Source organism: Micromonospora sp. WMMA1976, assembly GCF_027497335.1.
GTDB lineage: Bacteria > Actinomycetota > Actinomycetes > Mycobacteriales > Micromonosporaceae > Micromonospora > Micromonospora aurantiaca.
Genome location: NZ_CP114912.1, coordinates 3,333,549 through 3,355,403, shown reverse-complemented (window position 1 = coordinate 3,355,403; position 21,855 = coordinate 3,333,549). Strand labels below are relative to the sequence as shown.

General features: G+C 74.4%; 27 protein-coding genes. 16 read left to right on the top strand and 11 right to left on the bottom strand.

Translation table 11 applies throughout. From position 1 onward, the window contains the following. Window positions 1–4 precede the first annotated feature (4 nt). From O7546_RS15575 to O7546_RS15565, 3 genes are all read left to right on the top strand, one after another. A complete protein-coding gene (locus O7546_RS15575; RefSeq protein WP_281599106.1) occupies window positions 5–1,168 on the top strand; it encodes a glycosyltransferase in 1,164 nt (387 codons plus the stop codon). Further along, window positions 1,165–1,887, top strand: coding sequence for a polysaccharide deacetylase family protein (locus O7546_RS15570; RefSeq protein WP_194799326.1), 723 nt, complete (start codon window positions 1,165–1,167; stop codon window positions 1,885–1,887). The genes O7546_RS15575 and O7546_RS15570 overlap by 4 nt, the downstream gene beginning before the upstream one ends. Window positions 1,888–1,987: 100 nt before the next feature. Next, the gene (locus O7546_RS15565; protein ID WP_194799327.1) at window positions 1,988–3,268 is read left to right on the top strand and encodes a serine hydrolase; all 1,281 of its coding nucleotides are present in this window, start codon (window positions 1,988–1,990) and stop codon (window positions 3,266–3,268) included. A 16-nt stretch (window positions 3,269–3,284) separates the two neighbouring features. On the opposite strand, the gene O7546_RS15560 is transcribed toward O7546_RS15565, so the two are convergent. Beyond that, entirely contained in the window at window positions 3,285–4,310 is a 1,026-nt protein-coding gene (locus O7546_RS15560; protein WP_194799328.1) for a substrate-binding domain-containing protein, read from the bottom strand. Between the two features lie 199 nt (window positions 4,311–4,509). Here O7546_RS15560 and O7546_RS15555 point away from each other — a divergent pair, with 199 nt between their 5' ends. The 3 genes from O7546_RS15555 to O7546_RS15545 are packed head-to-tail and all read left to right on the top strand — an operon-like array spanning window position 4,510 to window position 6,898. Continuing rightward, window positions 4,510–5,475, top strand: a complete 966-nt coding sequence (locus O7546_RS15555) for an acetylxylan esterase (RefSeq protein WP_194799329.1) — start codon at window positions 4,510–4,512, stop codon at window positions 5,473–5,475. 59 nt (window positions 5,476–5,534) lie between these two features. Then, the gene (locus O7546_RS15550) at window positions 5,535–6,347 is read left to right on the top strand and encodes a M15 family metallopeptidase (protein ID WP_194799454.1); all 813 of its coding nucleotides are present in this window, start codon (window positions 5,535–5,537) and stop codon (window positions 6,345–6,347) included. A gap of 44 nt (window positions 6,348–6,391) precedes the next feature. Then, window positions 6,392–6,898, top strand: coding sequence for a DinB family protein (locus tag O7546_RS15545; protein ID WP_194799330.1), 507 nt, complete (start codon window positions 6,392–6,394; stop codon window positions 6,896–6,898). Window positions 6,899–6,925: 27 nt separating this feature from the next. On the opposite strand, the gene O7546_RS15540 is transcribed toward O7546_RS15545, so the two are convergent. Further along, on the bottom strand, window positions 6,926–7,699 hold the full coding sequence (locus tag O7546_RS15540; RefSeq protein ID WP_194799331.1) for an alpha/beta hydrolase family protein: 774 nt from the start codon (window positions 7,697–7,699) through the stop codon (window positions 6,926–6,928). 147 nt (window positions 7,700–7,846) lie between these two features. On the opposite strand from O7546_RS15540, the gene O7546_RS15535 reads away from it, so the two are divergent. Together O7546_RS15535 and O7546_RS15530 are read left to right on the top strand one after the other, a co-directional pair. Further along, window positions 7,847–8,239 carry a hypothetical protein gene (locus O7546_RS15535; protein WP_194799332.1) on the top strand — a complete coding sequence of 131 codons (393 nt, stop codon included), beginning with the start codon at window positions 7,847–7,849 and terminating at the stop codon, window positions 8,237–8,239. 359 nt (window positions 8,240–8,598) lie between these two features. After that, window positions 8,599–9,798, top strand: coding sequence for an RtcB family protein (locus tag O7546_RS15530; RefSeq protein WP_269697082.1), 1,200 nt, complete (start codon window positions 8,599–8,601; stop codon window positions 9,796–9,798). Window positions 9,799–9,830: 32 nt separating this feature from the next. Here the strand turns inward: O7546_RS15530 and O7546_RS15525 are convergent, their stop codons facing one another. From O7546_RS15525 to O7546_RS15505, 5 genes are all read right to left on the bottom strand, one after another. Next, a complete protein-coding gene (locus O7546_RS15525; protein ID WP_269697081.1) occupies window positions 9,831–9,995 on the bottom strand; it encodes a hypothetical protein in 165 nt (54 codons plus the stop codon). Further along, complete coding sequence (locus O7546_RS15520) at window positions 9,992–10,210, bottom strand: helix-turn-helix transcriptional regulator (protein WP_013476639.1); 219 nt, start codon at window positions 10,208–10,210, stop codon at window positions 9,992–9,994. Before O7546_RS15520 ends, O7546_RS15525 begins: the two co-directional genes overlap by 4 nt. Continuing rightward, window positions 10,210–10,689 carry a DUF2975 domain-containing protein gene (locus O7546_RS15515; protein ID WP_135240344.1) on the bottom strand — a complete coding sequence of 160 codons (480 nt, stop codon included), beginning with the start codon at window positions 10,687–10,689 and terminating at the stop codon, window positions 10,210–10,212. The genes O7546_RS15520 and O7546_RS15515 overlap by 1 nt, the downstream gene beginning before the upstream one ends. A 31-nt stretch (window positions 10,690–10,720) precedes the next feature. Then, on the bottom strand, window positions 10,721–11,362 hold the full coding sequence (locus O7546_RS15510; protein ID WP_194799335.1) for a dihydrofolate reductase family protein: 642 nt from the start codon (window positions 11,360–11,362) through the stop codon (window positions 10,721–10,723). An 82-nt stretch (window positions 11,363–11,444) separates the two neighbouring features. Next, window positions 11,445–12,038, bottom strand: a complete 594-nt coding sequence (locus O7546_RS15505) for an HD domain-containing protein (protein WP_135240342.1) — start codon at window positions 12,036–12,038, stop codon at window positions 11,445–11,447. A 139-nt stretch (window positions 12,039–12,177) separates the two neighbouring features. Between O7546_RS15505 and O7546_RS15500 the strand changes: the two genes are divergently transcribed. The 6 genes from O7546_RS15500 to O7546_RS15475 all read left to right on the top strand — a co-directional run bounded on the left by O7546_RS15500 (window position 12,178) and on the right by O7546_RS15475 (window position 17,087). Then, complete coding sequence (locus O7546_RS15500; protein ID WP_194799336.1) at window positions 12,178–13,140, top strand: LpqB family beta-propeller domain-containing protein; 963 nt, start codon at window positions 12,178–12,180, stop codon at window positions 13,138–13,140. A gap of 110 nt (window positions 13,141–13,250) precedes the next feature. Next, window positions 13,251–14,027 (top strand): class I SAM-dependent methyltransferase, encoded by a 777-nt coding sequence (locus tag O7546_RS15495; RefSeq protein WP_281599095.1) that lies wholly within the window; start codon window positions 13,251–13,253, stop codon window positions 14,025–14,027. Window positions 14,028–14,082: 55 nt separating this feature from the next. Next, window positions 14,083–15,084 (top strand): hypothetical protein, encoded by a 1,002-nt coding sequence (locus O7546_RS15490; RefSeq protein WP_091418084.1) that lies wholly within the window; start codon window positions 14,083–14,085, stop codon window positions 15,082–15,084. Further along, window positions 15,081–15,734, top strand: coding sequence for a hypothetical protein (locus tag O7546_RS15485; protein WP_194799338.1), 654 nt, complete (start codon window positions 15,081–15,083; stop codon window positions 15,732–15,734). Before O7546_RS15490 ends, O7546_RS15485 begins: the two co-directional genes overlap by 4 nt. A 15-nt stretch (window positions 15,735–15,749) precedes the next feature. Continuing rightward, entirely contained in the window at window positions 15,750–16,652 is a 903-nt protein-coding gene (locus tag O7546_RS15480) for an inositol monophosphatase family protein (RefSeq protein ID WP_013286528.1), read from the top strand. A gap of 24 nt (window positions 16,653–16,676) precedes the next feature. Next, window positions 16,677–17,087 carry a VOC family protein gene (locus O7546_RS15475; RefSeq protein ID WP_194799339.1) on the top strand — a complete coding sequence of 137 codons (411 nt, stop codon included), beginning with the start codon at window positions 16,677–16,679 and terminating at the stop codon, window positions 17,085–17,087. A 14-nt stretch (window positions 17,088–17,101) separates the two neighbouring features. Here O7546_RS15475 and O7546_RS15470 read toward each other — a convergent pair whose 3' ends face one another. Then, window positions 17,102–17,878 carry an SDR family oxidoreductase gene (locus O7546_RS15470; protein WP_194799340.1) on the bottom strand — a complete coding sequence of 259 codons (777 nt, stop codon included), beginning with the start codon at window positions 17,876–17,878 and terminating at the stop codon, window positions 17,102–17,104. Window positions 17,879–18,017: 139 nt separating this feature from the next. Here O7546_RS15470 and sigJ point away from each other — a divergent pair, with 139 nt between their 5' ends. After that, window positions 18,018–18,884, top strand: coding sequence for an RNA polymerase sigma factor SigJ (sigJ, locus tag O7546_RS15465; protein ID WP_194799341.1), 867 nt, complete (start codon window positions 18,018–18,020; stop codon window positions 18,882–18,884). Window positions 18,885–18,892: 8 nt separating this feature from the next. Here the strand turns inward: sigJ and O7546_RS15460 are convergent, their stop codons facing one another. After that, window positions 18,893–19,576, bottom strand: coding sequence for an SDR family NAD(P)-dependent oxidoreductase (locus O7546_RS15460; protein WP_194799342.1), 684 nt, complete (start codon window positions 19,574–19,576; stop codon window positions 18,893–18,895). 137 nt (window positions 19,577–19,713) lie between these two features. Here O7546_RS15460 and O7546_RS15455 point away from each other — a divergent pair, with 137 nt between their 5' ends. Then, window positions 19,714–20,631, top strand: a complete 918-nt coding sequence (locus tag O7546_RS15455) for a helix-turn-helix transcriptional regulator (RefSeq protein ID WP_269697077.1) — start codon at window positions 19,714–19,716, stop codon at window positions 20,629–20,631. On the opposite strand, the gene O7546_RS15450 is transcribed toward O7546_RS15455, so the two are convergent. Continuing rightward, window positions 20,571–21,470, bottom strand: coding sequence for a GNAT family N-acetyltransferase (locus O7546_RS15450; protein WP_194799344.1), 900 nt, complete (start codon window positions 21,468–21,470; stop codon window positions 20,571–20,573). The genes O7546_RS15455 and O7546_RS15450 overlap by 61 nt on opposite strands. Window positions 21,471–21,525: 55 nt before the next feature. Then, the gene (locus tag O7546_RS15445; protein ID WP_281599087.1) at window positions 21,526–21,849 is read right to left on the bottom strand and encodes a nuclear transport factor 2 family protein; all 324 of its coding nucleotides are present in this window, start codon (window positions 21,847–21,849) and stop codon (window positions 21,526–21,528) included. Window positions 21,850–21,855 lie beyond the last annotated feature (6 nt).

Genomic DNA, 21,855 nt, shown 5'->3' with positions numbered 1-21,855 from the left:
GGGCATGGAGCACCCGGGCCGGATCGTGGTGGTCTCGGCGGACATCGGCGCCGGACACGACCGGGCCGCCGACGAGCTGGCGCACCGGCTGCGTGCGCGGGGCTTCGCGGTGGACCGGCTGAACCTCCTGCACCTGCTGCCCAGCCCGGTGCACCGGGCGGTACGCGAGACGTACCGGGGGGTGCTGCACCGGCTCCCCTGGGGCTACCACGCGCTGTTCCGGCTGACCGGCAACTCGCGGACCGCCGTACGCGCGATCCGCGCGCTGATGCGGCCGTTCCGCCGCCGCCTGCGCCGCCGCATCCCGCCCGACACCCGGGCCGTGGTCACCACCTATCCGTTCGCCAACCAGCTCCTCGGTCCGCTGCGGCGGCGCGGGCGGCTCCGTGTCCCGGTGATCACCTATGTGACCGACTTCGTGGTGCACCCGACCTGGCTCGCGCCGGGCGTGGACGTGTACTGCGCGGTCCGCCACGCCGAGACGCACCGGGCCGGCGCCGCCGACGTCACCGCCGTGCAGCCGCTGGTGTCCCGCGCCTTCGCCCGGCCCGCCCCGGAGGACCGCCGGCGGGCCCGGCAGCGGTTCGGCCTACCGGCCGACGGGGTGCTCGCGCTGGTCGTCGCGGGTTCCTGGGGCGCCGGCGAGGTGGCGGCCACGGTGGCCGAGGTCGCCGCCGCGGGCGTCCGGCCGGTGGTGGTGTGCGGGCACAACGCGGCGCTGCGTCACCGGCTGCGCGGCGCCGGTCGGCACGTGCTGGGCTGGGTCGACGACATGCCGGCGCTGATGCGCGCGGTCGACGTCATGGTGGAGAACGCCGGCGGGCTGACCTGCCAGGAGGCGCTGGCGGCCGGGCTGCCGGTGGTCACGTACCGGCCCATCGCCGGGCACGGGCGCGCCAACGCCGCGATCCTGGCCCGGGCCGGCCTGAGTCGGTGGGCGGCCACACCGCAGCAGCTCGGGCCGGTCCTCGCGGCCGTGATCGGGACCGGACCGGTGAGCCCGTTCCGCGACGACGTGTACCGCGACCCGGCGGGCCTGGTCGCCGAGGCCGCGCGCCGGGCACCGCCGGCCGGACCGGCCGGTAAGCGCCGCCCGCTGCTGGACCCGGTCGGAGACGCCGTCGCCGTGCTCGCCGCGCTGCTGCAGTCCACCGGCGGCCTGCGATGAGAGCGGTCACCCTGGCGGGGGCCGCCGCGCTCGCGCTGCCGGTGCTGCACGCGGCACCGGCGGTGACGGCGCTGCCCGCGCTGCGGCGACGGCTGCTGCCCGGGCTGCACGGGCTCGGGACGCCCGGCCGGGTCGCGCTGACCTTCGACGACGGCCCGGACCCGGAGTCCACCGGGCACGTCCTGGACGTGCTGGCGGCGCACCGGGTCCGCGCCACGTTCTTCGTGCTCGGCGCGATGCTGCGGCGCCACCCCGCGCTGGGCCGCCGGGCGGCCGGCGAGGGCCACGAGATCGCCGTGCACGGCTGGACGCACGACAACCTGCTGCTGAGCGGCCCGGCCCGCACCGTCAGCGACCTGACCCGCGCCTACGACCTGGTCACCGACGTGACCGGCCGTCCGCCCGGGTTCATGCGACCGCCGTACGGCGTGCTCACCACCGCCGCGCTGGTGGCCGCCCGGCGGCTGCGGCTGCGGCCGGTGCTGTGGAGCTGCTGGGGCCGGGACTGGACCGCCACCGCCACCGCGGACACCGTCGCGCGCACCGTGCTGGCCGGACTGGACGCAGGCGGGACGATCCTGCTGCACGACTCCTCCCGTACCGCCGCGCCGGGCGCCTGGCGGGCCGGTCTCGCCGCGCTCCCGCGTGTGCTGGCCGAGTGCCGCCGCCGTGGATGGCAGGTCGGCCCGCTCGCCGGGCACGGGCTCCGCGCGCGCTGAGCCGCGAGCGAGCCGCGGAGCCTACCGCCTTACCTCGGTGCCGGGGCCCGAATCCCGGAGCCGGTGACCCGTTCGGGTCGGCGTGGCTAGCGTCCGGGTCATGAGGACCTGGGGACCCTTCGTGGCGCTGGCCGCCGCCCTGCTGCTGCCGGCCTCCGTGACACCGGCGGCGGCCGCCGCCCGCGCGCCGGTACGCCGGCTGCCGGCTGCGCCGCCCTGCCCGAACGTGCCGGCCCCGGCGACCCGGCCGCCGCAGCCGCCGCCCGCGCCCGACCCGGCCGCGCGCGCCGTCGGTGGCGCCGCGCTCGACACCGCCGGCCTAGTCGTCCCGCCCGCGTCCAGCGCGCCGCCGGCGGTGACCGCCACCTCCTGGGTGGTCGCCGACCTGGACAGCGGCGCGGTGCTCGGCGGCTGCGGCCCGCACGAGTACGGCGTGCCCGCGAGCGTGCAGAAGCTGCTGCTCGCCGCCACGATGCTGCCCCGGCTGGATCCGCACCGGGAGGTCACTGTGACCGCGGGGGACCTGGCCGTGGAACCGGGCAGCTCGGCGGTGGGGCTGGTCGAGGGCGGGCACTACCGGATCGAGACGATCTGGCTCGGCCTGCTGCTGCGTTCCGGCAACGAGGCGGCGAACGCGCTGGCCCGCCTCGGCGGCGGCCCGGACGGGCTGGCCGGCGGGGTGCGGGCGATGAACGAGGAGGCGCACCGGCTCGGGGCCCGGCAGACGCACGCGGTCACCCCGTCCGGGCTGGACGGACCGGGGCAGTTCACCAGCGCGTACGACATGGCGCTGATCGCGCGGGCGTGCTTCGCCGACCCGGCGTTCCGCGAATACGCCGCCACCCGGGTCGCGCAGATCCCGGCCCAGCCGGCGCAGCGGGCGAAGGGGTTCGCCATCTCCAACGACAACATGCTGCTGGAGCACTATCCGGGCGCGCTCGGCGGCAAGACCGGCTTCACCGACCTGGCCCGGCACACCTATGTCGGCGCGGCCGAGCGCGGCGGCCGACGCCTCGTGGTCACGCTGCTCGGTGCCGAGGTGACGACCCAGCGGGGCTGGCAGCAGGGCGCGGCGCTGCTCGACTGGGGGTTCGCGCAGCCCCGCGACGCGCAGGTCGGCCGGCTCGTCGAGCCGGGGGAACTGGAGCGCTCGGCGCCACCGGCGGGCGGGGCGGCCTCTGCGCTGGCCGGGCACGCCGATCTGCGCGGCGGCGGGGCGGCGCCCGGGCCGCGGCCCGGCGCGGGGGTGACGGTGGCGGTGGGCGCGGTGCTGACGGCCGGGGGAGCGCTGCTGCTGGCCCGGCGGCGCCGCCACGCCGCCGTGGTAGCCATGTCGACCGGGTCGGCGCTGCGGGAGCCGGAAATTCCGGAACAGGAGTGAAAGCAGGGGGCCCGGATCAGCGGGAGGCGGGTCCTGCGGTGCTGTCCCGCACCACCAGTTCGGTGGCCAGTTCGACCCGGGGCGAGTCGATCTCCTCGCCCTGGGCCAGCCGCAGCACGGTACGTGCGGCCAGCCGGCCCATCTCGACCAGCGGCTGGCGCACAGTGGTCAGCGGCGGGGAGGCCCAGCGCGCCTCGGGCAGGTCGTCGAAGCCGACCACGCTCACGTCGTCGCAGACCCGCAGTCCGCGGCGGCGTACCGCCTCGTACACGCCGAAGGCCATCTGGTCGCTGGCGGCGAAGATGGCGGTCGGCGGGTCGTCCAGGTCGAGCAGCGCGCCACCGGCGGTGAACCCGGAGGCGTGGTAGAAGTCGCCGGGCTGCACCAGCCGGTCGTCGGCGGCCACACCGGCGGCGGCCAGCGCGGCCCGGTAGCCGTCCAGCCGGGCCCGGCTGCACAGCAGGTGCGGCGGGCCGGCCACGAACCCGATCCGGCGGTGGCCGAGCTTGAGCAGGTGCTCGGTGGCGGCCAGGCCGCCGGTCCAGTTGGTGGCGCCGATGGCCGGCACGTCCGTGGCGGCCACGCCGGCGGCCGGGTCGACCACCACCACCGGCACGTTGAGGCGCCGCAGCTGGGCCTGCACGGCCGGGCTCAGGTGCGAGGTCACCACGATCACGCCGTCGGACGCGCGGGCGCGCAGGTTGTGCAGCCACTGCCGGGTGGAGCTGGACTCGCGGTGGATCGCCGAGACGACGGTGCCCACCCCGGCGGCGTGGCTGACGTCCTCCACGCCGCGGATGATCTCCACGGCCCACGGGCTGTCCAGGTCGTTGAAGACCAGGTCGACCAGGTCCGCCCGGCGCACCGTACGGCTGCCGCGGCGCCGGTAGCCGTGGTGACGCAGCAGTTCCTCGACGCGCTCCCGGGTGTCCGGTGCGACGTCGGAACGCCCGTTCAGCACGCGCGACACGGTCGGGACCGAGACGCCGGCCTCCCGTGCGATCGCGGTGATGGTCACCCTGCGCTCGTCGTCCGCGCTCACCCGTGTTCCCTTCGCCGGCTGCCGGAACCGACCGGTAGACCGTCCCGCCCCACGCACATCTTGCCGTACGGCGAGGGCTTGACGACAGGCCGGACCGGCCCTAGCGTTCGCACGAGTTGCGGAAACGTTCCGGAAATGCGCCAGTCATCTTCCGGCGAGTCGCCGTCCACCCCCGACGAACGACGAGGAAAACCGAGGCGTGTTCACCGACCTGACCGAGGCCGAACTCCGCACCTACCGCAGCGACCTGCACGAACCGCCGGACTTCGACGCCTTCTGGGCTGACACTCTCGCACAGGCGCGCTCCTGCGGCGACCCCGTGTCCGCGACCCCGCTGTCCACGCCGCTGACCGGTGTCGACGTCTTCGACGTGACCTTCCCGGGCTTCGCCGGACAGCCGATCCGCGCCTGGCTGCGGGTGCCGCGCGGCGCGACGGAGCCGCTGCCCACGATCGTGCAGTACGTCGGGTACGGCGGCGGGCGCGGCCACGCGCTGGAGAACCTGCTCTGGTCCGCCGCCGGCTTCGCCCACCTCCAGATGGACACGCGCGGTCAGGGCTCGGGGTGGAGCCGGGGCGACACGCCGGACATCGCCGCCGCCGGACCGCAGGCGCCGGGCATGGCCACCCGCGGCATCGAGGACCCGAACCGGTACTACTACCGGCGCTTCCTCACCGACGCGGTCCGCGCCGTGGACGCCGCGTGCGAGCTGCCGGGCGTCGACCCGGACCGGATCGCCGTACTCGGGCACAGCCAGGGCGGCGCGGCCGCGCTCGCCGCCGCCGCCCTGGCGCCGAAGGTGCGGGCGGCGGTGGCGCTCGTGCCGTTCCTCTGCGACATCCCGCGCGCGATCACAATCACCGACACCACGCCGTTCCGGGAGATCCGCGACTACCTCGCCGTGCACCGCGACCGCGAGGAGCAGGTGCTGCGCACGCTCGGCTACGTCGACGGCGTCGCGTTCGCCCGCCGCGCCACGGTGCCGGTCCGCTTCTCCGTCGCGCTGATGGACGACATCGTGCCGCCGTCGACGGTCTACGCCGCCTACCACGACTACCGGGGCGACAAGGACCTGACGGTGTGGCGGTTCAACGGCCACGAGGCGGGCGCGATCGACGACGACGCCGCCGCTGTCGACTTCCTGCGTACCGTGCTGGGCGGCTGACCACCGTTCCGCCGACGCCGGCCCGCGAGGGCTGGTAGACACGGCGGATGGGCACCGGCATGCGCGCGACGGCGGTCCTGGCCGTCGCGGCCGCGCTGATCGCCACCGCCTGCCAGCGGCCCGCGCCGTCGCCGTCGCCGTCCGCGCAGCCGTCACCAACCCCGACCGGCCCGCGGGCCCCGGCGGACATCGTGGACCTCACCGCCGTCGACCCCACCGTCCGCACCGACATCCGGTACGCGGGTCCGCACAACTTCGTCGGCCGCCCGATCGACGGGTACGCCGAGCCGCGCTGCCTGCTCACCCGCCCGGCGGCGCAGGCGCTGCACCGGGTGCAGACCGCCGCGCTCGCCGGCGGGCACAGCCTCAAGGTGTACGACTGCTACCGCCCGCAGCGCGCCGCCGACGACTTCGTCGCCTGGGCGAAACTCCCCGGCGAGCAGCGGATGAAGGGCGAGTTCTATCCCGGCGTGCCCAAGGACCGGCTGTTCGCCGACGGCTACATCGGCGCCCCCACCGCGCACAGCCGGGGCAGCACCGTCGACCTGACCCTGGTCCCGGTCTCCGGGCCCCCGCAGCCGGCGTACACGCCCGGTCAGGCGCTCGTGCCCTGCACCGAACCGGCCGGGCGCCGCTTCGCCGACGACTCGATCGACATGGGCACCGGGTTCGACTGCTTCGACCCGCGCGCCCACACCGCCGACGCGCGGATCAGCGACACCGCCCGGAACAACAGGGACCTGCTGCGCCGGCTGATGTCCGCGCAGGGCTTCGAGAACTATCCGCTGGAGTGGTGGCACTACCGGTACGTCGACGAGCCGTACCCGGACACCTGGTTCGACTTCCCGGTGGCCGGTTCGTCACTGCGGTGACGCGGTCGTTCCACCAAGATCGATCGCGGCTAGGCTCGGCGCTCATGGAGACCGAACGGATCGGCCCGCCGCTGCTCGCCGGCGAGCGGGAGTCGCTGCGCGCCTTCCTCGACTTCCACCGGGCCACGCTGGCCCTCAAGTGCGAGGGCCTGACCGACGAGCAGTTACGCCGGGCGGCGTCACCGCCGTCCGCGCTGTCCCTGCTCGGCCTGGTCCGGCACATGGCCGAGGTGGAGCGCACCTGGTTCCGCCGGGTCATCGCCGCCGAGGACGTGCCGCTGGTGTGGTCGGACAGCGGCGACTTCCAGCAGGCGTACGACGCCCGCGACGCCGACGTGGCGGAGGCGTTCGAGGCGTGGCGGCGCGAGATCGAGCACGCCCGGCGCATCGAACGGGAGGCCGAGTCGCTCGACGTGACAGGTCACCAGGCCCGCTGGGGCGAGGACGTCTCGCTGCGCCTGGTCATGCTGCACATGCTGCACGAGTACGCCCGCCACAACGGGCACGCCGACCTTATCCGCGAGGCGATCGACGGCACCGTGGGCGTCTGAGCCCGCTCGGACGCCCGCGCACACCGGTCAGCGCGTGCGCAGCGGCAGCCAGGCCAGCACATCCTGGATCCGCGCGTCCCAGTACGCCCAGTCGTGGTCACCCGGACCGAAGTCGACGGTGACCGGCACGTCACGCTTCCGGGCCACGTCCAGGAACCGCATGCTGTCCTCGTACAGGAAGTCCTCCGTGCCGCAGGCGACGTAGAGTGCCGGCCGGTCCTCGCCGGAGCGCTCCAGCAGCCCCACCGTGTCGTCGTCGGCGGGCACCGGGCCGTCACCCCAGACGGTGCGCCAGACCGCCGGGTCGACCGGATGCGTCGCATGGTGGCGGCGGCGCGTCACGTCCAGCGCGCCGGACAGGCTCGCCGCCGCCGCGAACCGCTCCGGGCGGCGCAGCGCCCACTTCATCGCCCCGTAGCCGCCCATCGACAGGCCCGCGACGAACGTGTCCTCCCGCCGGTCGGACAGCCGGAAGAACGACCGGCACACCTCGGGCAGCTCCTCGCTGAGGAACGTCCAGTACCGGTTGCCGTGCGCCTCGTCGCAGTAGAAGCTCCGCTGCACCTGCGGCATCACCACGGCCAGCCCCAGCGGCGCCACGTACCGCTCGATCGCGGTACGCCGGGTCCACACCGTGTCGTCGTCGGTCAGGCCGTGCAACAGGTAGAGCACCGGCGGATCGCCGTCGGCGGCCGCGCCCGGCACGCCGATCCCGGCCGCGCCGCGATCGGGCAGCAGCACCGTCATCGACGTGCCCATGCCCAACGCCTCGGAGAAGAAGTCACACCGGATCAGCGCCATGAGGCGGCAGCGTACCTCGGAGGGGTTCGATGAGGGCGTTCCTATTGCCCCGGGACGGTCGTACGGGAAAGGATGGCCGTGCGTGCCGGAAACACACTCGTAACCTGCGCGCTGCTGGTCTCTGTCACGAGGAAGTGGGAGTCAGGCATGAGCGACGTGTCCGCCGCACTGGGTGTGCGCCTCTACCCGGATCTGGTCGAGCCCGGCGGTCTCGCCCCCGCGCTCGTGGCGACCGCCGCCGCGAACCAGCTCGACGTCGGCGAGGTGACCGCGCCCGAGCAGGGACGCAGCCGGTTCACCTGCGCCGAGATGGCCTCCCCCCGGGGCGTCGTCTGCGTCAGCCTCGGCTCCCAGGCCCGCTACTTCATGATCGACCTGCGGGTGGACGGCGACGTCCAGGCCCGGGGTGACGCCACCGACCTGCTCCAGGTCGCGCAGGTCGCCGCCGCGTGGCGGGCCGGCATCACGCTCGCCGAGCTGACCGCGCGCTACCCGTTCATGGAGGAGATGCGCCGCCACCCGGTGGCGCACGCCGGCTAGCCGCCGGACCCGCCCGGCGCTCATCACGTCGCGCCTGCGCCGCTCATCCGTGCGCGAAGGAATATCGCGTTGCTGCCCGTGTGCGGCGCCCGTACGGTGAACGGGCAACGTCGATCCGATCCACCAGGGAGCCTGCCGTGTCGCAGCAGAACCGCACCCGCGCCGAGCGGCAAGCGCCGCGCGCCGGTGTCCTGCTGTCCGAATCGGGCACGGGCCGGCGACGGCAGTGGCAACCCGGGTGGTGGCGCGTCTAGCGCCGGCGCGACGATCCGCGCGAACCGCCCGCCCCGACACCGGAGCCGGGCGGTTCTCCGTGTCCGGGGCACCTGTCCAGGACGGACACGAACAAGGAGACGACGATGGGTTTCACCCCGCTGGCTGGTACCCGGGCACCGGTCCGGGTCTGGACCGACCCGTACGCGATCGAGGCGCAGGCGGCCCGGCAGCTGCGCAACATCGGCGCACTGCCGTGGGTGCAGGGCGTCGCGGTGATGCCGGACGTGCACTTCGGCAAGGGCGCCACTGTCGGCTCGGTGATCGCGATGCGGCAGGCCGTGTCGCCGGCCGCGGTCGGCGTGGACATCGGCTGCGGCATGTCCGCGGTGCGCACCTCGCTGACCGCCGCCGACCTGCCCGACGACCTCGCGCCGCTGCGGTCGGCGATCGAGGCGGCGATCCCGGTCGGCTTCGCGATGCGCGACGACGCTGTCGATCCGCGCCGGATCCGGGGCCTGGAGCAGGCGGGCTGGGACGACTTCTGGCGGCGGTTCGGCACGCTGGACCGGAAGGTGGCCCAGCTCCAGACGCGGGCGCAGCGTCAGCTCGGAACGCTCGGCGGCGGCAACCACTTCATCGAGGTCTGCCTGGAGCAGGGCGGCCCGGACGACGGCCGGGTCTGGCTGATGCTGCACTCCGGCTCCCGCAACATCGGCAAGGAACTGGCCGAGCGGCACATGGCGGTGGCTCGAGGGCTGCCGCACAACACCGACCTGCCGGACCGGGACCTCGCGGTGTTCCTCGCCGGCACGCCGGAGATGGAGGCGTACCGGCGGGACCTGTGGTGGGCGCAGGAGTACGCCCGCCGCAACCGGGCGGTCATGCTCGCGCTGCTGAGCCAGGTGGTCCGGGAGGCGTTCCCACACGTCGGCTACGACGAGCCGATCTCCTGCCACCACAACTACGTGGCGGAGGAGAGCTACGACGGGGTGGACGTGCTGGTGACCCGCAAGGGCGCGATCCGGGCCGGCAAGGGGGACCTGGGCATCATCCCCGGCTCGATGGGCACCGGCTCGTACATCGTGCGCGGCAAGGGGAACCTGGACGCGTACTGCTCGGCGTCGCACGGCGCCGGGCGGCGGATGTCGCGGGGGCAGGCGAAGCGGACGTACAGCACGGCGGACCTGGCCGCGCAGACCGCCGGGGTGGAGTGCCGCAAGGACGCCGGTGTGGTCGACGAGATCCCCGGCGCGTACAAGGACATCACCGAGGTGATGGCCCAGCAGGACGACCTGGTCGAGGTGGTCGCCCACCTCAAGCAGGTCGTCTGCGTGAAGGGCTGAGTGGCAGGGCCGGCGTCGAGGGGGCGCCGGCCCTATCGGGTACGCCGGGCGACGCGTACGCCGATGGCGACCGCGCCGATGACGAGCAGCGCGGACAGGAGCTGCAGGCCGGGGGAGTCGTCGGCCTCTCCGTACACGAAGCCGGCGACGCCGAGCGCGACGGCGAGCAGGGCGACGACGGCGGCCAGGTATCTCATCGCTCCTCCTCGTCGGCGACCCATTCGAGCAGGTCGCCGGGCTGGCAGTCGAGCACCCGGCACATGGCCTCCAGGGTGCTGAACCGGACGGCCTTGGCGCGGCCGTTCTTGAGCACGGCGACGTTGGCCGGGGTGAGCCCGACGCGTTCGGCGAACTCGCCGACACTCATCTTGCGCTTGGCCAGTTCGACGTCGATGCGCACGACGATCGGCATCAGATCACCGCTTCCATGTCGGTGCGCAGCGTGGTGGCCTGGCGCAGCAGCGCGCGCAGCACGACCATCAGCAGCCCCAGCACGCTGACGCCGGTGACCAGCAGGAACAGCAGCAGCGGCAGGCCCGGGTCGTCGGCGTTGAAGCCGACGTAGAGGAACACACCGACCAGCACCACCCAGGCGGCGGCGACCGCCCAGACGATCCCGTCGACCCAGCCCAGGGACGCCTCGGTGAAGATGCGGTCGCGTTTGACCAGGGTGAGCAGGTGCCAGGTGCAGACGATCACCACCTGCACGCACAGCACCCAGAAGATCGTCACCGCGGTGGCGGGCCACCGCAGGTACGCCATGTCCGGGTTCTCGCGCGCCATGTGCGCGAACTGCCCGGGCAGCGACATGGTCTGGAACAGCACCAGGATCGCGAACAGCAGGACCAGGAAGGCGCGGAGTGGTGTGACCGCGCGTTGCGCCGTAAGCATGCATCGACTATCGCGCGGAACCTATCGAAAGTCAATCGGTATCGCTCGCGTGGCGGCCGACGGCGTAGCGGACGTGCACGGCGTGGCGCGAATGGTGCACGGCGCGGATCTCCAGGTCGACGTCCCGGTCGAAGCCCTCGAACAGCCGCTTCCCGCGGCCGAGGATCACCGGCGCGGTGGACAGGCCCAGCTCGTCGACCACGCCGGCCGCGAGCGCCTGCCGGATCACGTCGGCGCCCCCGCCGATGACCACCGCGCCGTCACCGGCCGTGCGCCGGGCCGCCGCCAGCGCCGCGTCGAACCCGTCGACCATGAGGAAGCCGGCGTCCGGGTCGGGCTGGTCGGCGGTGCGGTGGGTGAGCACGACCAGGGGCGCCTCGAACGGGTTGCGGCCGCCCCACGCGCCGGCGGCGTCGTACATGCCTCGGCCGCACAGCGCGGCGCCGACGCCCGCCAGCAGCTCGTCGAAGTACGCGCGGTCCGCACCGGTCATGCCGGTGCCGGGTTCGCGTGGCGTGTCGTAGGTCCACGGCCCACCCATCACCCAGTGGTGCAGCCGCTCGCCGCCGACACCGAGCCCCTGGCCGGCGTGGTCGTCCGGACCGGTGACGTAGCCGTCCAGGGACACGGTGACGAACGCCCGTACCCGGCCCCGCGCTTCGCTTGTGCTCATGTTTCCTCCCGGAGATCGGAGAACACCGACTCAGGGCAGACCACCGGCCGGTGCCGGACTCATCGCCGCCGTCGGTCCGGCGTCAGCCGTACACCGGATGTTCGGCCTGGAACGCCAGCCGGCGGTCCGCGCCGGCGGCCAGCTCGGCGAGCACGTCGTCGAGGTCCAGGAACGTCTGCCAGCGCTCCTGGCCGGTGATGCCGGCGAGCCGGTCGACCACGAGTTGCTCCAGGTCGGTGACGCGGCGGCCCTTCCACACCTTGTCGGCGAGGCTGACCATCAGGTCCTCCAGCTGCACGCCGGGGGAGTGCCAGGCGGCGTGGGTGACGGCGAAACGGGCCCGCTCCTCCGGTACGCCGAAGCGCAGCAGCAACTGGTAGCCCGCCTCCTCGTGCGCCGATCCAGGGCCGGTCAGCTCGCCGGGATGCTCGACCTTGCCCAGGTCGTGCACGGCGGCCCCGAACAGCACCGCCTGCCTGTCGAACGGCACCGCGGCGAACCGGTCGGCGAACGCGGCGGTCAGGTGCCAGGCGACGTCGTGCACCAGCCGCAGGTGCGCGCCCAGGCGCGGCGGGGCGGCCAGCGCGGCCAGCAGCTCGACCGCCACGCCCGGGAGCGGGAGCAGCGGCGGGTCGCCCGCCTCGGTGAGGGCGCGGTGCAGCGCGTCGGAGGTCATCGGGGCGAGCGTACCGGGCCGCTCCGGGCTCACCGGCGGTGATGGACGAGCAGCCGAACGTGAAGCGGCCGCTCGTCCGATTCCGGTGCGTCGATCCACTCGGGAGGGTTGGGGCCACGTCTCTCACGGGGGTTGTCGAATGACCGCACTGAATCGTCGTGCCCTGCTGCGTACCGCCGCGCTGACCGGGCTCGCCGCCGCGACCGGGCTGGCAGCCGCGCCCTCCGCCGCGTCCGCCGCACCGGTGTCCGCCGCCGACGCGGTGAACGGGTCGTGGCTGGTCAGCGTCGGCTGGGGTGTGCTCCAGGTCGACCCGGGCCGGACCACGCCGCGGGAGCTGCTGCCCAACGGGGACCACGCGAAGGCTTCGCCGGACGGCCGGTACGTGGCCTGGGTCAACACGGCGCGCTCGGGCGACGGCACGCTCGAGCCGTTCGTGGCCGTGTACGACCGGGTCACCGGCCAGAAGCGCACTCTGCTCGCCGACCCGTTCGGTGTCCGCTACGGCGCGCCGACCTGGTCACCGGACGGCTCCGAGATCGCGCTCGTCACCGGGCAGGACAACGACCGGCTGATCGCTGTGGACGTGGTCACCGGCGCCACCCGCGTGCTGGTCGAGGGGCATTCCATGAGGGACCCGGACTGGTCCCGGGACGGCTCGATGATCGTCGTGAAGTGGCGTAGCCGTTCGCAGGGCTGGCAACTGCGGGTGCTGGAACTCGCGACCGGCACGGTGCGGCCCGTCTACACGCCGGTGGCGGGCGAGATGTTCATCTCGCCGGTCTTCATGCCCGACTCCGGGCGCGTCGTCTTCTGCACCAACCGCTGGCACCTGGACCGGGAGGTCTACAACCAGTCGCTGGCGTCGGTGCGCATCGGCGGCACCGGGCTGAAGAAGCTCACCGACGAGCCCCGGTTCTACCTGTCGCCGGTGTTCTCCCCGGACGGCCGCTACTGCGCCGCGCTGTCGATCCCGCCGGAGAACGAGTACCCGGACGGCGGCAACATCATCGTGTCCACCAGTGGCTTCGGCGAGCAGTGGTGGATCCCCGGCGACGAGTACGACGACAGCACCCGGCTGGACTGGGCGCGGGCGATCTGACGTACCGCCGCGCGCACATCCGGCGACGGATGTGCGCGCCGCCGGGCGCGACCGGTGCGAGGCTTGGAGCGGACGCCGCCGACGGGGCCGGCGTCCGCTGTGGAGGGGTGATGGCCGAGCCGCCGACCGGGACGTCGTCGCACCGCGCGCAGGCGCACGGCAGGCACGCCAACCACCGCCGCTACCACGACGGCGCCGAGGTCGACGGGTACGTCGACGACCCGTACCACCGGGTGCGCCGCGCGGTCGCGGCCCGGCTGATGGCCGAGGGGGTGACCGGCCGCGGGCCGGTGCTGGAACTGGGCTGCGGGCCGCGCGGCATGCTCGAGCCGGCTGCGCTGCCCGGCCCGGTGGTGCTCGCCGACACGGCCGAGACGGCGCTGCGCACTGCTCGCGCGGCGGCCTGCGGACGGGCGCTGCCGGTCTGCCTGGACGCCACCCGTGGGCTGCCGTTCCGGGCGGGCAGCTTCGCCGGGCTGCTCGCCGGGGAGCTGATCGAGCACGTGTACGACCCGCTGGCGCTGCTGCGGGAGTGCCACCGGGTGCTGGCGCCCGGCGGCCTGCTGGTGCTCACCACCCCGAACCTGGCGCCGGTGCAGGACCGGCTGGCGTTTCTCGCCGGCCGGGCGCCGCGCCAGGTCGACCCGCTGCATCCGTACCTGTGGCTGCACATCCGCCCGTTCACCGCCTCGCTGCTGCGCCGGACGCTGCGCCGGGCCGGGTTCACGCCGGTGGCGCTGCGCTCGAACGAGGTCGGCTGGCGGCTGCCGGGCGGCCGGTGGGTGACCTCGCGCCGGCTGGCCCGCGCCGCGCCCGGCCTGGGCGGTTCGCTGATCTGCGCCGCCCGCCGGCAGGGCGGACCGCCACCGGCCCGAAACAGGGTGTGATGGCGACATTGACAGCGGGCTATCATGGAGGTTCCGTCGTCGACCGGGGGATGTCATGACGCGCCTGCTCGCCTGGGTCGTGACCAATCTCGACGCGTTCATCGGCCTCGTCCTGGCGCTCACGGTGTCCGTGCTCGGCCTCACCAACGCGGTCGACCAGGAGGTCGTCAACAGCGCGATCCTGCTGGTCCTGGGCCTGCTCGCGCAGGCGATGCTGCGCGACCGGCTGCGCCGGCGCACCACCGAGCGGGAGGTCCGTCAGGTCATCTCGGACACCCGTGACCGGCTGACCGACCTGGTCCCGCAGATGCAGGAGATCACTGGGCCGGAAGGCGCGCTGAACCGGGCCCGCGAGGCCATCGACAGTGTCTCGATGGTGCGCGTGCTGCACGGCAGCGAGGTCGGGCAGGCGCTGGCCGAGGCGCGGCGGCACACCGACCAGTGGAGCTTCAAGGGCGGCACCGGCACCTTCCTGCGCGCGGTCACGCTGCCGGACTGCCTGGAACACGCCCGGCGGCGCAACGCCACGCTCACCGTCGCGATCGAGATCATCGATCCGACCGACGAGGAGGTCTGCGAACGGTACGCGCGGTTCCGGCGCAGCCTCGACCCGGACGCGCCGGGCGAACCGTGGACCGTCGACCGCACCCGCAAGGAGTCGTACGCGACGGTGCTGGCCGCCTGCTGGCACCTGCAGCGGTCCGGCCTGCTCACCGTCGACGTCCGGCTCTCCGCGCAGATGACCACGTTCCGCTACGACCTCTCCTCGTCCTGCGTCGTCATCACCCAGGAGAACCCGCAGACGCCCGCGCTGCGCATCGACCGCGGCGAGGTCTACTACAACCGTTTCAACATCGAGCTGGACTACAGCCGCCGGCAGAGCCGGCGCGTGCCGATCGAGGCGGCGGCCCAGGTCAAGCTCGACGACGAGCCGTCGGTCGAGCAGGTACGGCGGTTGTTCACCGCCCTCGGCCTGACGCTGCCCCGGTCCTTCGGCGACCGTGAGGTCGCCGACATCATCGGCAAGGCCGTCCAGGCGAGGAACCCCTACTCATGACCAGTTACGCCGACCTCGAACGGGAGATCGACCGGGGCACCCGGCCGGAGATGCTGCGCGGCTGGGTGCTGGACGTGCTCGGCGACGTCGCCGAAGGGCGTCGGCCGCTGCGCGCGGTCCGGCATCCGCTCGGCTTCACCTGCCTGCCGGTGGAACGCGACGGCCCGGACGGCATCTGCGTGCACGCCTGGCCGGCCGACCCGCCGCCGGTGCGCCCGACCACGTCCACCATGCACTCGCACAGCTGGGACCTGCTCAGCCACGTGCTGCACGGCACCGTCCGCAACGAGCTGATCGAGGTCGACGACGCGCCGGCCGACCCGGCCTGGCGGATCTACGAGGTGCACAGCCTCGGCGAGGTGGACGAGATGGCCGCCACCGACCGGCTGGTGACCGCGATGACCGCGACGGTGGAGACGCACTCCGCAGGCGACTCGTACGCGCTGCGCGCCGGCGGTTTCCACACCTCGGAGGTCGACGCCGGTGAGCCGGCGGTGACTGTGGCGCTCGGCCGGACCACTCCCGGCGCGTGCGACCTGAGCCTCGGCGCGGTGGACGGGCGCAGCCACCGGGTTCGCCGGGACCGCTGCGACGCGGCGGAGACCGCGCGGATGGCGCGGCAGATCGCGCGACTTGTGGCACGGGGCTGACTGGCTGGAGGAGCCATGGACGTGGAGCCGAGCAGAGGCGGGCCCGACCTGCGCGACGCGCACCGGTTCGCGGTGGAGGCCGCGCAGGCGGCGGGCCGACTGCTGCGCCGGGGCACCCGGGGGGAGGTGCACGCCCGGGCCAAGAACGACACCGGTGACCTGGTGACCGACCTCGACCTGGCCGCCGAGCGGCTGATCGTCGACCGGATCCGGGCCCGCTGGCCGGAGCACGGCGTGATCGCCGAGGAGGGCGGCGAGTACGCCCCGGACACCGCCTGGGCGTGGCTCGTCGACCCGCTCGACGGCACGAACAACGTGGCGATCGGGCTGCCCGCGTACGTGGTCGGGATCGCCCTGTGCGACAACGGCTCGCCGGTGCTCGGCGTGGTGCACGACCCGGTCGCCGGCCGTACCTGGTCGGCGGTGCGCGGCCGGGGCGCGTTCGTGCACGCGTCCGGCCCGGCCGCGCGGCCGCTGCGCGCCGCGCAGCGTCCGGTCCCGTCCGCGCCCGTGCTGGCCTGGACCCAGGGGCACGAGGTACGCCGGGACGACAGCACCGCCCGGGCGCTGAAGGTGGTGCTGGACACCAGCGCACGCCGGGTGCTGCAACTGTGGGCGCCGCTGCTGTCCTGGGTGATGCTGGCCCGCGGCGACATCGACGGCATCGTCGGCTACCGCCCCGAGGCGGTCGATCTGCCCGCCGGGATGCTGCTCGCCGTCGAGGCCGGCATGGCGGTACGCGCGCTCGACGGCGGCACGTTCGACGACAGGTACGGCTGCCCGGCGGACCGGCGCAGCTTCGTGGCCGGGCCGCCGGAGACCATCGACCGGCTGGTCAAGCTGGTCACCGCGGCACAGTGGATCGAGCCGCAGGTGCGCCGCCTCACCCCGGTCGGCCTCGGTTCGGTGGGCTGGTGACCCGGGTCGGCTAGCCTCGGCCGGATGGCCGCCAGACAGCTCAAGCTCGGGCTCCGGGTCCGTGACCTGGACCGTTCCCACCGGCTCTACCTGCGACTCGGCTTCAAGGAGATCCCGAACGCGGATCAGCCGAACCTGCGCTACCTCACGTTCGGCCACACCTGGCTGATCCTGTCCGACCTGCACCGCCACGGGCACCACAACGCGGAGCGGGAACGCGAGGTCAAGGCCGGGCCGCCGGGGCTCGGTGTCGTGCTCACCGTGCCCACCGCCGACCTGGACGCCACGTACGCGCTGTGGCGCGACGAAGGGCTGCCGGTGACGCTGGAGCCGGAGGACGTGGGCTGGGCGCGGATCTTCTACGGGCTCGACCCGGACGGCTACGAGGTCATGTTCGAGCAGTTCCATCCCGTCACGCGTGCCGCCGACGCCTGAATTGCCGCAGCGCGTCAGCTGACCGGCCGCGACGGCGCCCGCTCGGCCAGGAAGTCGGCCCAGGTCCGCACGCCTCTCGCCGCACCGGGCCGGGCGAGGTTCGCGCCGTCCCGGTACGCGCGGCCGGCTCGCCCGGGGATGCGTACCGGCAGCCGGGCCCGGCGCTTCCCGGTGACGGTCAGGTAGCCGGTCAGCAGCTCGCCGATGCCGTGGGTGCCCGGCCCGGCCAGGTCCGGCACCAGCCCGGCCGGTGCGCCCAGCGTCAACTCGGCCAGCCGGGCCGCCACCTCGGCGGCGTCGACAGGCTGCAACCGCAGCCCGCCCGGCACCGGCACCACGGGCAGCCGGGCCATCGCCGTCAGCATGGTCAGCACCAGGTCGTGCACCTGCGCTGCGCGCAACACCGTCCACGGGACGCCGGAGTCCGTCACCGCGCGCTCGGCGTCGAGCTTGGACCGGATCCAGGCCAGCGGCACCCGGTCGGCGCCGGTCACCGAGATGTGCACCAGGTGCGCCACACCGGCCCGGTGCGCGGCGCGGGCCAGGTGTACGGTGGCGCGGTCGTCGCCCTTCGCGCCGCCGGCCAGGTGCAGCACCGTGGACACCCCGCGCAGGGCGGGGCCGAGGTCGGCGCCGCCGAGCAGGTCGGCGGTCACATGGGTGACGCCGTCGCCGGACCGCCCGCCGCGCCGGCTGAGCACCCGCACGGGGTGCCCGGAGGCGCGCAGCAGCGGTACGACGTGCCGGCCGATCGTGCCGGTGCCGCCGGTGACCAGGATCTGTTTGTTCATCGTGTCGCCTTCCGTCGCCTGCGCTGTCACGTCGACCCGCGCCGGCCCGCCGACGTGACGGATGTGACAGCCGTCACGTCTGGTCACATCGGTGACCCGGTGCGGGTCGAGACGGCGTGTGGGAGGGGAGGCTCAGGTGATGGACACCGGGCTGGCGGAACGGTTCGAGCGGGAGCGGCAGCGGTTGCGCGCGGTGGCGTACCGGCTGCTCGGGTCGCTCACCGACGCCGAGGACGCGGTGCAGGAGACCTGGCTGCGGTTGTCCCGTACCGACGCGGCCTCGGTGGACAACCTGGACGCCTGGCTCACCACTGTGGTCACCCGGGTCAGCCTCAACACGCTGCGGTCCCGCGCCGCCCGCCGGGAGGACCCCCTCGACGTACGCCTGCCCGACCCGGTGGTGGAGACCGGCGCCGACGACCCGGCGCACGCCGCGGTGCTCGCCGACTCGGTGGGCCTGGCGCTGCTGGTGGTGCTGGACACGCTGACCCCGGCCGAGCGGCTCGCGTTCGTGCTGCACGACATGTTCGGCGTGCCGTTCGACGAGATCGGCCCGCTCGTCGACCGCTCACCGGCGGCGGCCCGGCAACTCGCCAGCCGGGCCCGCCGCCGGGTACGCGGACAGGCGCCCACCCCCGATCCCGACCTGACCCGGCAGCGGGCGGTGGTGGACGCCTTCCTCGCCGCCGCCCGCGACGGCGACCTCGACGCGCTGATCGCGGTGCTGCACCCGGATGTGGTGCTGCGCTCCGACGCCGGGACCGCCCGCGCCCGCCACACGGTCGTGCTCACCGGCGCGACGACCGTGGCGGCGCAGGCGACCACGTTCGGCCGGCTCTTCCCGCACGCCCGGCCGGTGCTCGTCAACGGCGCCGCCGGGGTGCTGGTGAGCGCCGGGGACCGCCCGCTGTCGGTGATGGCGTTCACCGTCACCGGCGGCCGGATCGCGGCGGTGGACGTGATCGCCGACCCGCACCGGCTGGCCGCGCTGGGCCTCGCCGGCTGAGCCGCGTCCTACCAGGGCAGCTCGCCGTGCTCGTCCTGCAACGTCCCGGTCGGGCCGTCCGCGTCCGGCGTCGCCAGCCGTACGATCACCCGGGCGCTGTCCCGCGGCGACCGGCCGCCGGCCATCGCGGCGGTCATGTCGGTGTCGGTGAAGCCGGGCTCGACCGCGTTGAACCGGATGCCCGGGTTCGCCTTGGCGTACTGGAGGGTCAGCATGGTGGCCGCCGCCTTGGACGAGGCGTAGAGCAGGGCCGGCATGCCGTACTCCGGGCGCTGCGGGTTGGTCGTCGCCCAGAAGGACCCGGCGCTGCTGGACACCGTGACCACTGTGGGGTTCGGCGACCGGCGCAGCAGGGGCAGCGCCGCCTCGGTGACCCGGACGACGCCCACCGCGTTGGTGTCGAAGACACGCAGGGCGGTCGGGCCGCTGACGGCCTCGTCGAGCACTCCCGCGTTGTGCACGAGCACGTCGAGCCGGCCCTCGGCCGCGTCGATCGCGGCCAGCGCGGCGGTGACCGAGGCGTCGTCGGTCACGTCGAGCTGCACGAAGCGCGCGCCGAGCGTCGCCGCGGCCGTCTCGCCCCGTTCGACGTCCCGGGCGCCGACGTACACGACGTGGCCCAGGTCGAGCAGCTGCCGGGCGGTCTCGAAACCGATGCCCCTGTTGGCGCCGGTGATCAGTGTGACGGTCATGTCTCTCCTCGCGGTACGTGGGCCGGACTGGCCGCGGGGAACGCTACGAACGGCCGTCCGCACCGGCCAGAGCCCTGTCGGACCGGGGTCCTGACAGGGCCCCCTCTGAGGGCGTCGCCGCGCCGTACGGTGGTCCGGTGAGCGAGACGACGAACGCGCTCGGCGCGTACCTGCGGGCGCGGCGGGAACTGGTGACCCCGCGGCAGGCGGGCATCCCGGACGGGGGAGTGCGGCGGGTGCCCGGGTTGCGGCGCGAGGAGGTCGCCATGCTGGCCGGCATCAGCGCCGACTACTACCTGCGGCTGGAGCGGGGCCGGGACCGCCGCCCGTCGGTGCAGGTGCTGGAGTCGATCGCCCGGGTGCTGCGCCTCGACGACGACCACCTCGCCCACCTGCTGACGCTCGTCGCGGAGCAGCCCCGGCGGCGCCGCCGGTCGCCGAGGGAGACACCGCCGCCGGGCGCGCTCAAGCTCCTGGACTCACTCGCCCAGCCCGCGTACATCGAGGGGCGGTACTTCGACATCCTGGCCTCGAACGCGCTCGCCCGCGCGCTGTCGCCCCGGCTCGCCGTCGGAGGCAACCAGCTCCGGGACATGTTCCTGGACCCGGCCGAGCAGGCCCGCTACCCGGACTGGCAGGACCTCACCGAATGCCTCGTCGCGAACCTGCGGCAGGCGGTCGGCACCGACGTGGACGACCCCCGGTTCATCGAGCTCACCGGGGAGCTGGCGCTCGCCAGCGCCCGGTTCCGCCAGCTCTGGGCCCGGCACGAGGTACGCGGACAGAGCGGCGGGCCGATCCGGATGCGGCACCCGCAGCTCGGGGAGCTGACCCTCAACCGGGAGCGGCTGGCCATCGGCGGCGCCGAGACGCTGATGCTCGTGGTCTTCCACCCGGAGGCCGGGTCCGGCGACGCCGAGAAGCTGGCGCTGCTGGCGTCCGCGACGCTCGACGCGCCGGACGCTCCAGCGGGCCGGGGCGTGAGGCGCCCGGATCAGCCGGCGACGACCAGGTTGGCCATGTCGACCACCGGCCGGAAACCGAGCCGGGCGTAGAGCCGGTTCGACACCGGGTTGGCCTGGTCGGTGAACAGGCACACCCGTGCGCCCTCGGCGGTGAGCAGCCGGCTGACCTCGGCGACGGCGTTTCCGGCCCAGCCGCGCCCGCGCTGCTCGGGTGGCGTGTAGACCGGGCCGACGCGGGCCACGCCGAACGACGTCGGGTTGGCGGCGGTCAGGTGTACCGGAGCACCCGACCCGTCGGTCCAGAACCAGACCCGCCCGTCCCGGATCCGGTGCAGCAGTTCGGCGTGGTCGGGCGCCTCGTGGGCGCTCGTCCCGCGCGGACGGCCCGCCTGCTCGTCGGCATCGGCCATGAACGCGCCGAACCACGCGGCGACCAGGTCGGCGTCGTCGACGGTGGCGCTCCGCAGCGCGCCGGGCACCGGTGCGGGCGGCGTCAGGTGGCCGAGCAGGTGCAGCCGGGTGTGCTGGGCCACAGCGACCCGCCCGCCCTCGAGGCGTGCGACCTCGTCGGCGCAGGCGCGCGCGGCGGGGAGCGCGCCGTTCACCGCGCGGACCCGCTCGCCGCGCCGGTGCCACGCCCGGGCCAGCGCCACGGCTGCTTCCCGTGGCATCGGCAGCAGGAACGGCGGTCGCGGTGGGGACGGCGCGGTACGCATCGCGGCGCCCACCACCGCCCCGGAGCCGTCCCGCACCACCAGCCACCAGTCGTCCTCGGGCAGCGCGACGCCCTCGGCGCGGCGGGCCGCCATCCGGCGCGTCACGCTGGCGACGACCGTGTTGATCACCGGGTCGGCGGCCAGGTACGCCTCGGCGGCGTCGAGGAACTCGCCCGGGTCGGTGCAGAAGTGCAGCGTGGGCGCGGCGGTCATGTGGGCACGGTAGCCACCGGCCGGGATCGGGCCGTACCGGTTTTCCCGCCCCGGCTCAGGGGGCGATGCGCAGCCGGCGGATGCGGGTGTCGTCGTACTCCTCGAACCGGAACCGCAGCCCGGCGAACGGGCTGCCGGGGAAGTCGCCGCTGATCGTGGCCGTCACCACGGTCCCGGCCGGCGTCTGCTCCACGTCGGTGATCTCGTACGACGCCAGCGGCGTGCCGCTGCGCCAGGCGCGGATCTCGTCGATGCCGCGGTGGGTGCGTCCCTCGTCCTCGACCACCGCGTCGTCGGCGAACAGCGCGATGTAGGGCTCCTTGTCGGCCTGGCCGGCGAGCGCGAAGTAGCGGCGGACGATCTCGGGTGCGTTGCTCATGGTCGC

Excerpts from the sequence above, each read along its gene's own strand:
- O7546_RS15575 (WP_281599106.1), top strand. The coding sequence starts at position 5 with ATGGAGCACCCGGGCCGGATCGTGGTGGTCTCGGCGGACATCGGCGCC.
- O7546_RS15570 (WP_194799326.1), top strand. The coding sequence starts at position 1,165 with ATGAGAGCGGTCACCCTGGCGGGGGCCGCCGCGCTCGCGCTGCCGGTG.
- O7546_RS15565 (WP_194799327.1), top strand. The coding sequence starts at position 1,988 with ATGAGGACCTGGGGACCCTTCGTGGCGCTGGCCGCCGCCCTGCTGCTG.
- O7546_RS15550 (WP_194799454.1), top strand. The coding sequence starts at position 5,535 with ATGCGCGCGACGGCGGTCCTGGCCGTCGCGGCCGCGCTGATCGCCACC.
- O7546_RS15545 (WP_194799330.1), top strand. The coding sequence starts at position 6,392 with ATGGAGACCGAACGGATCGGCCCGCCGCTGCTCGCCGGCGAGCGGGAG.
- O7546_RS15540 (WP_194799331.1), bottom strand. The coding sequence starts at position 7,699 with ATGGCGCTGATCCGGTGTGACTTCTTCTCCGAGGCGTTGGGCATGGGC.
- O7546_RS15535 (WP_194799332.1), top strand. The coding sequence starts at position 7,847 with ATGAGCGACGTGTCCGCCGCACTGGGTGTGCGCCTCTACCCGGATCTG.
- O7546_RS15530 (WP_269697082.1), top strand. The coding sequence starts at position 8,599 with ATGGGTTTCACCCCGCTGGCTGGTACCCGGGCACCGGTCCGGGTCTGG.
- O7546_RS15525 (WP_269697081.1), bottom strand. The coding sequence starts at position 9,995 with ATGAGATACCTGGCCGCCGTCGTCGCCCTGCTCGCCGTCGCGCTCGGC.
- O7546_RS15520 (WP_013476639.1), bottom strand. The coding sequence starts at position 10,210 with ATGCCGATCGTCGTGCGCATCGACGTCGAACTGGCCAAGCGCAAGATG.
- O7546_RS15515 (WP_135240344.1), bottom strand. The coding sequence starts at position 10,689 with ATGCTTACGGCGCAACGCGCGGTCACACCACTCCGCGCCTTCCTGGTC.
- O7546_RS15510 (WP_194799335.1), bottom strand. The coding sequence starts at position 11,362 with ATGAGCACAAGCGAAGCGCGGGGCCGGGTACGGGCGTTCGTCACCGTG.
- O7546_RS15505 (WP_135240342.1), bottom strand. The coding sequence starts at position 12,038 with ATGACCTCCGACGCGCTGCACCGCGCCCTCACCGAGGCGGGCGACCCG.
- O7546_RS15500 (WP_194799336.1), top strand. The coding sequence starts at position 12,178 with ATGACCGCACTGAATCGTCGTGCCCTGCTGCGTACCGCCGCGCTGACC.
- O7546_RS15495 (WP_281599095.1), top strand. The coding sequence starts at position 13,251 with ATGGCCGAGCCGCCGACCGGGACGTCGTCGCACCGCGCGCAGGCGCAC.
- O7546_RS15490 (WP_091418084.1), top strand. The coding sequence starts at position 14,083 with ATGACGCGCCTGCTCGCCTGGGTCGTGACCAATCTCGACGCGTTCATC.
- O7546_RS15485 (WP_194799338.1), top strand. The coding sequence starts at position 15,081 with ATGACCAGTTACGCCGACCTCGAACGGGAGATCGACCGGGGCACCCGG.
- O7546_RS15480 (WP_013286528.1), top strand. The coding sequence starts at position 15,750 with ATGGACGTGGAGCCGAGCAGAGGCGGGCCCGACCTGCGCGACGCGCAC.
- O7546_RS15475 (WP_194799339.1), top strand. The coding sequence starts at position 16,677 with ATGGCCGCCAGACAGCTCAAGCTCGGGCTCCGGGTCCGTGACCTGGAC.
- O7546_RS15470 (WP_194799340.1), bottom strand. The coding sequence starts at position 17,878 with ATGAACAAACAGATCCTGGTCACCGGCGGCACCGGCACGATCGGCCGG.
- sigJ (WP_194799341.1), top strand. The coding sequence starts at position 18,018 with ATGGACACCGGGCTGGCGGAACGGTTCGAGCGGGAGCGGCAGCGGTTG.
- O7546_RS15460 (WP_194799342.1), bottom strand. The coding sequence starts at position 19,576 with ATGACCGTCACACTGATCACCGGCGCCAACAGGGGCATCGGTTTCGAG.
- O7546_RS15450 (WP_194799344.1), bottom strand. The coding sequence starts at position 21,470 with ATGACCGCCGCGCCCACGCTGCACTTCTGCACCGACCCGGGCGAGTTC.
- O7546_RS15445 (WP_281599087.1), bottom strand. The coding sequence starts at position 21,849 with ATGAGCAACGCACCCGAGATCGTCCGCCGCTACTTCGCGCTCGCCGGC.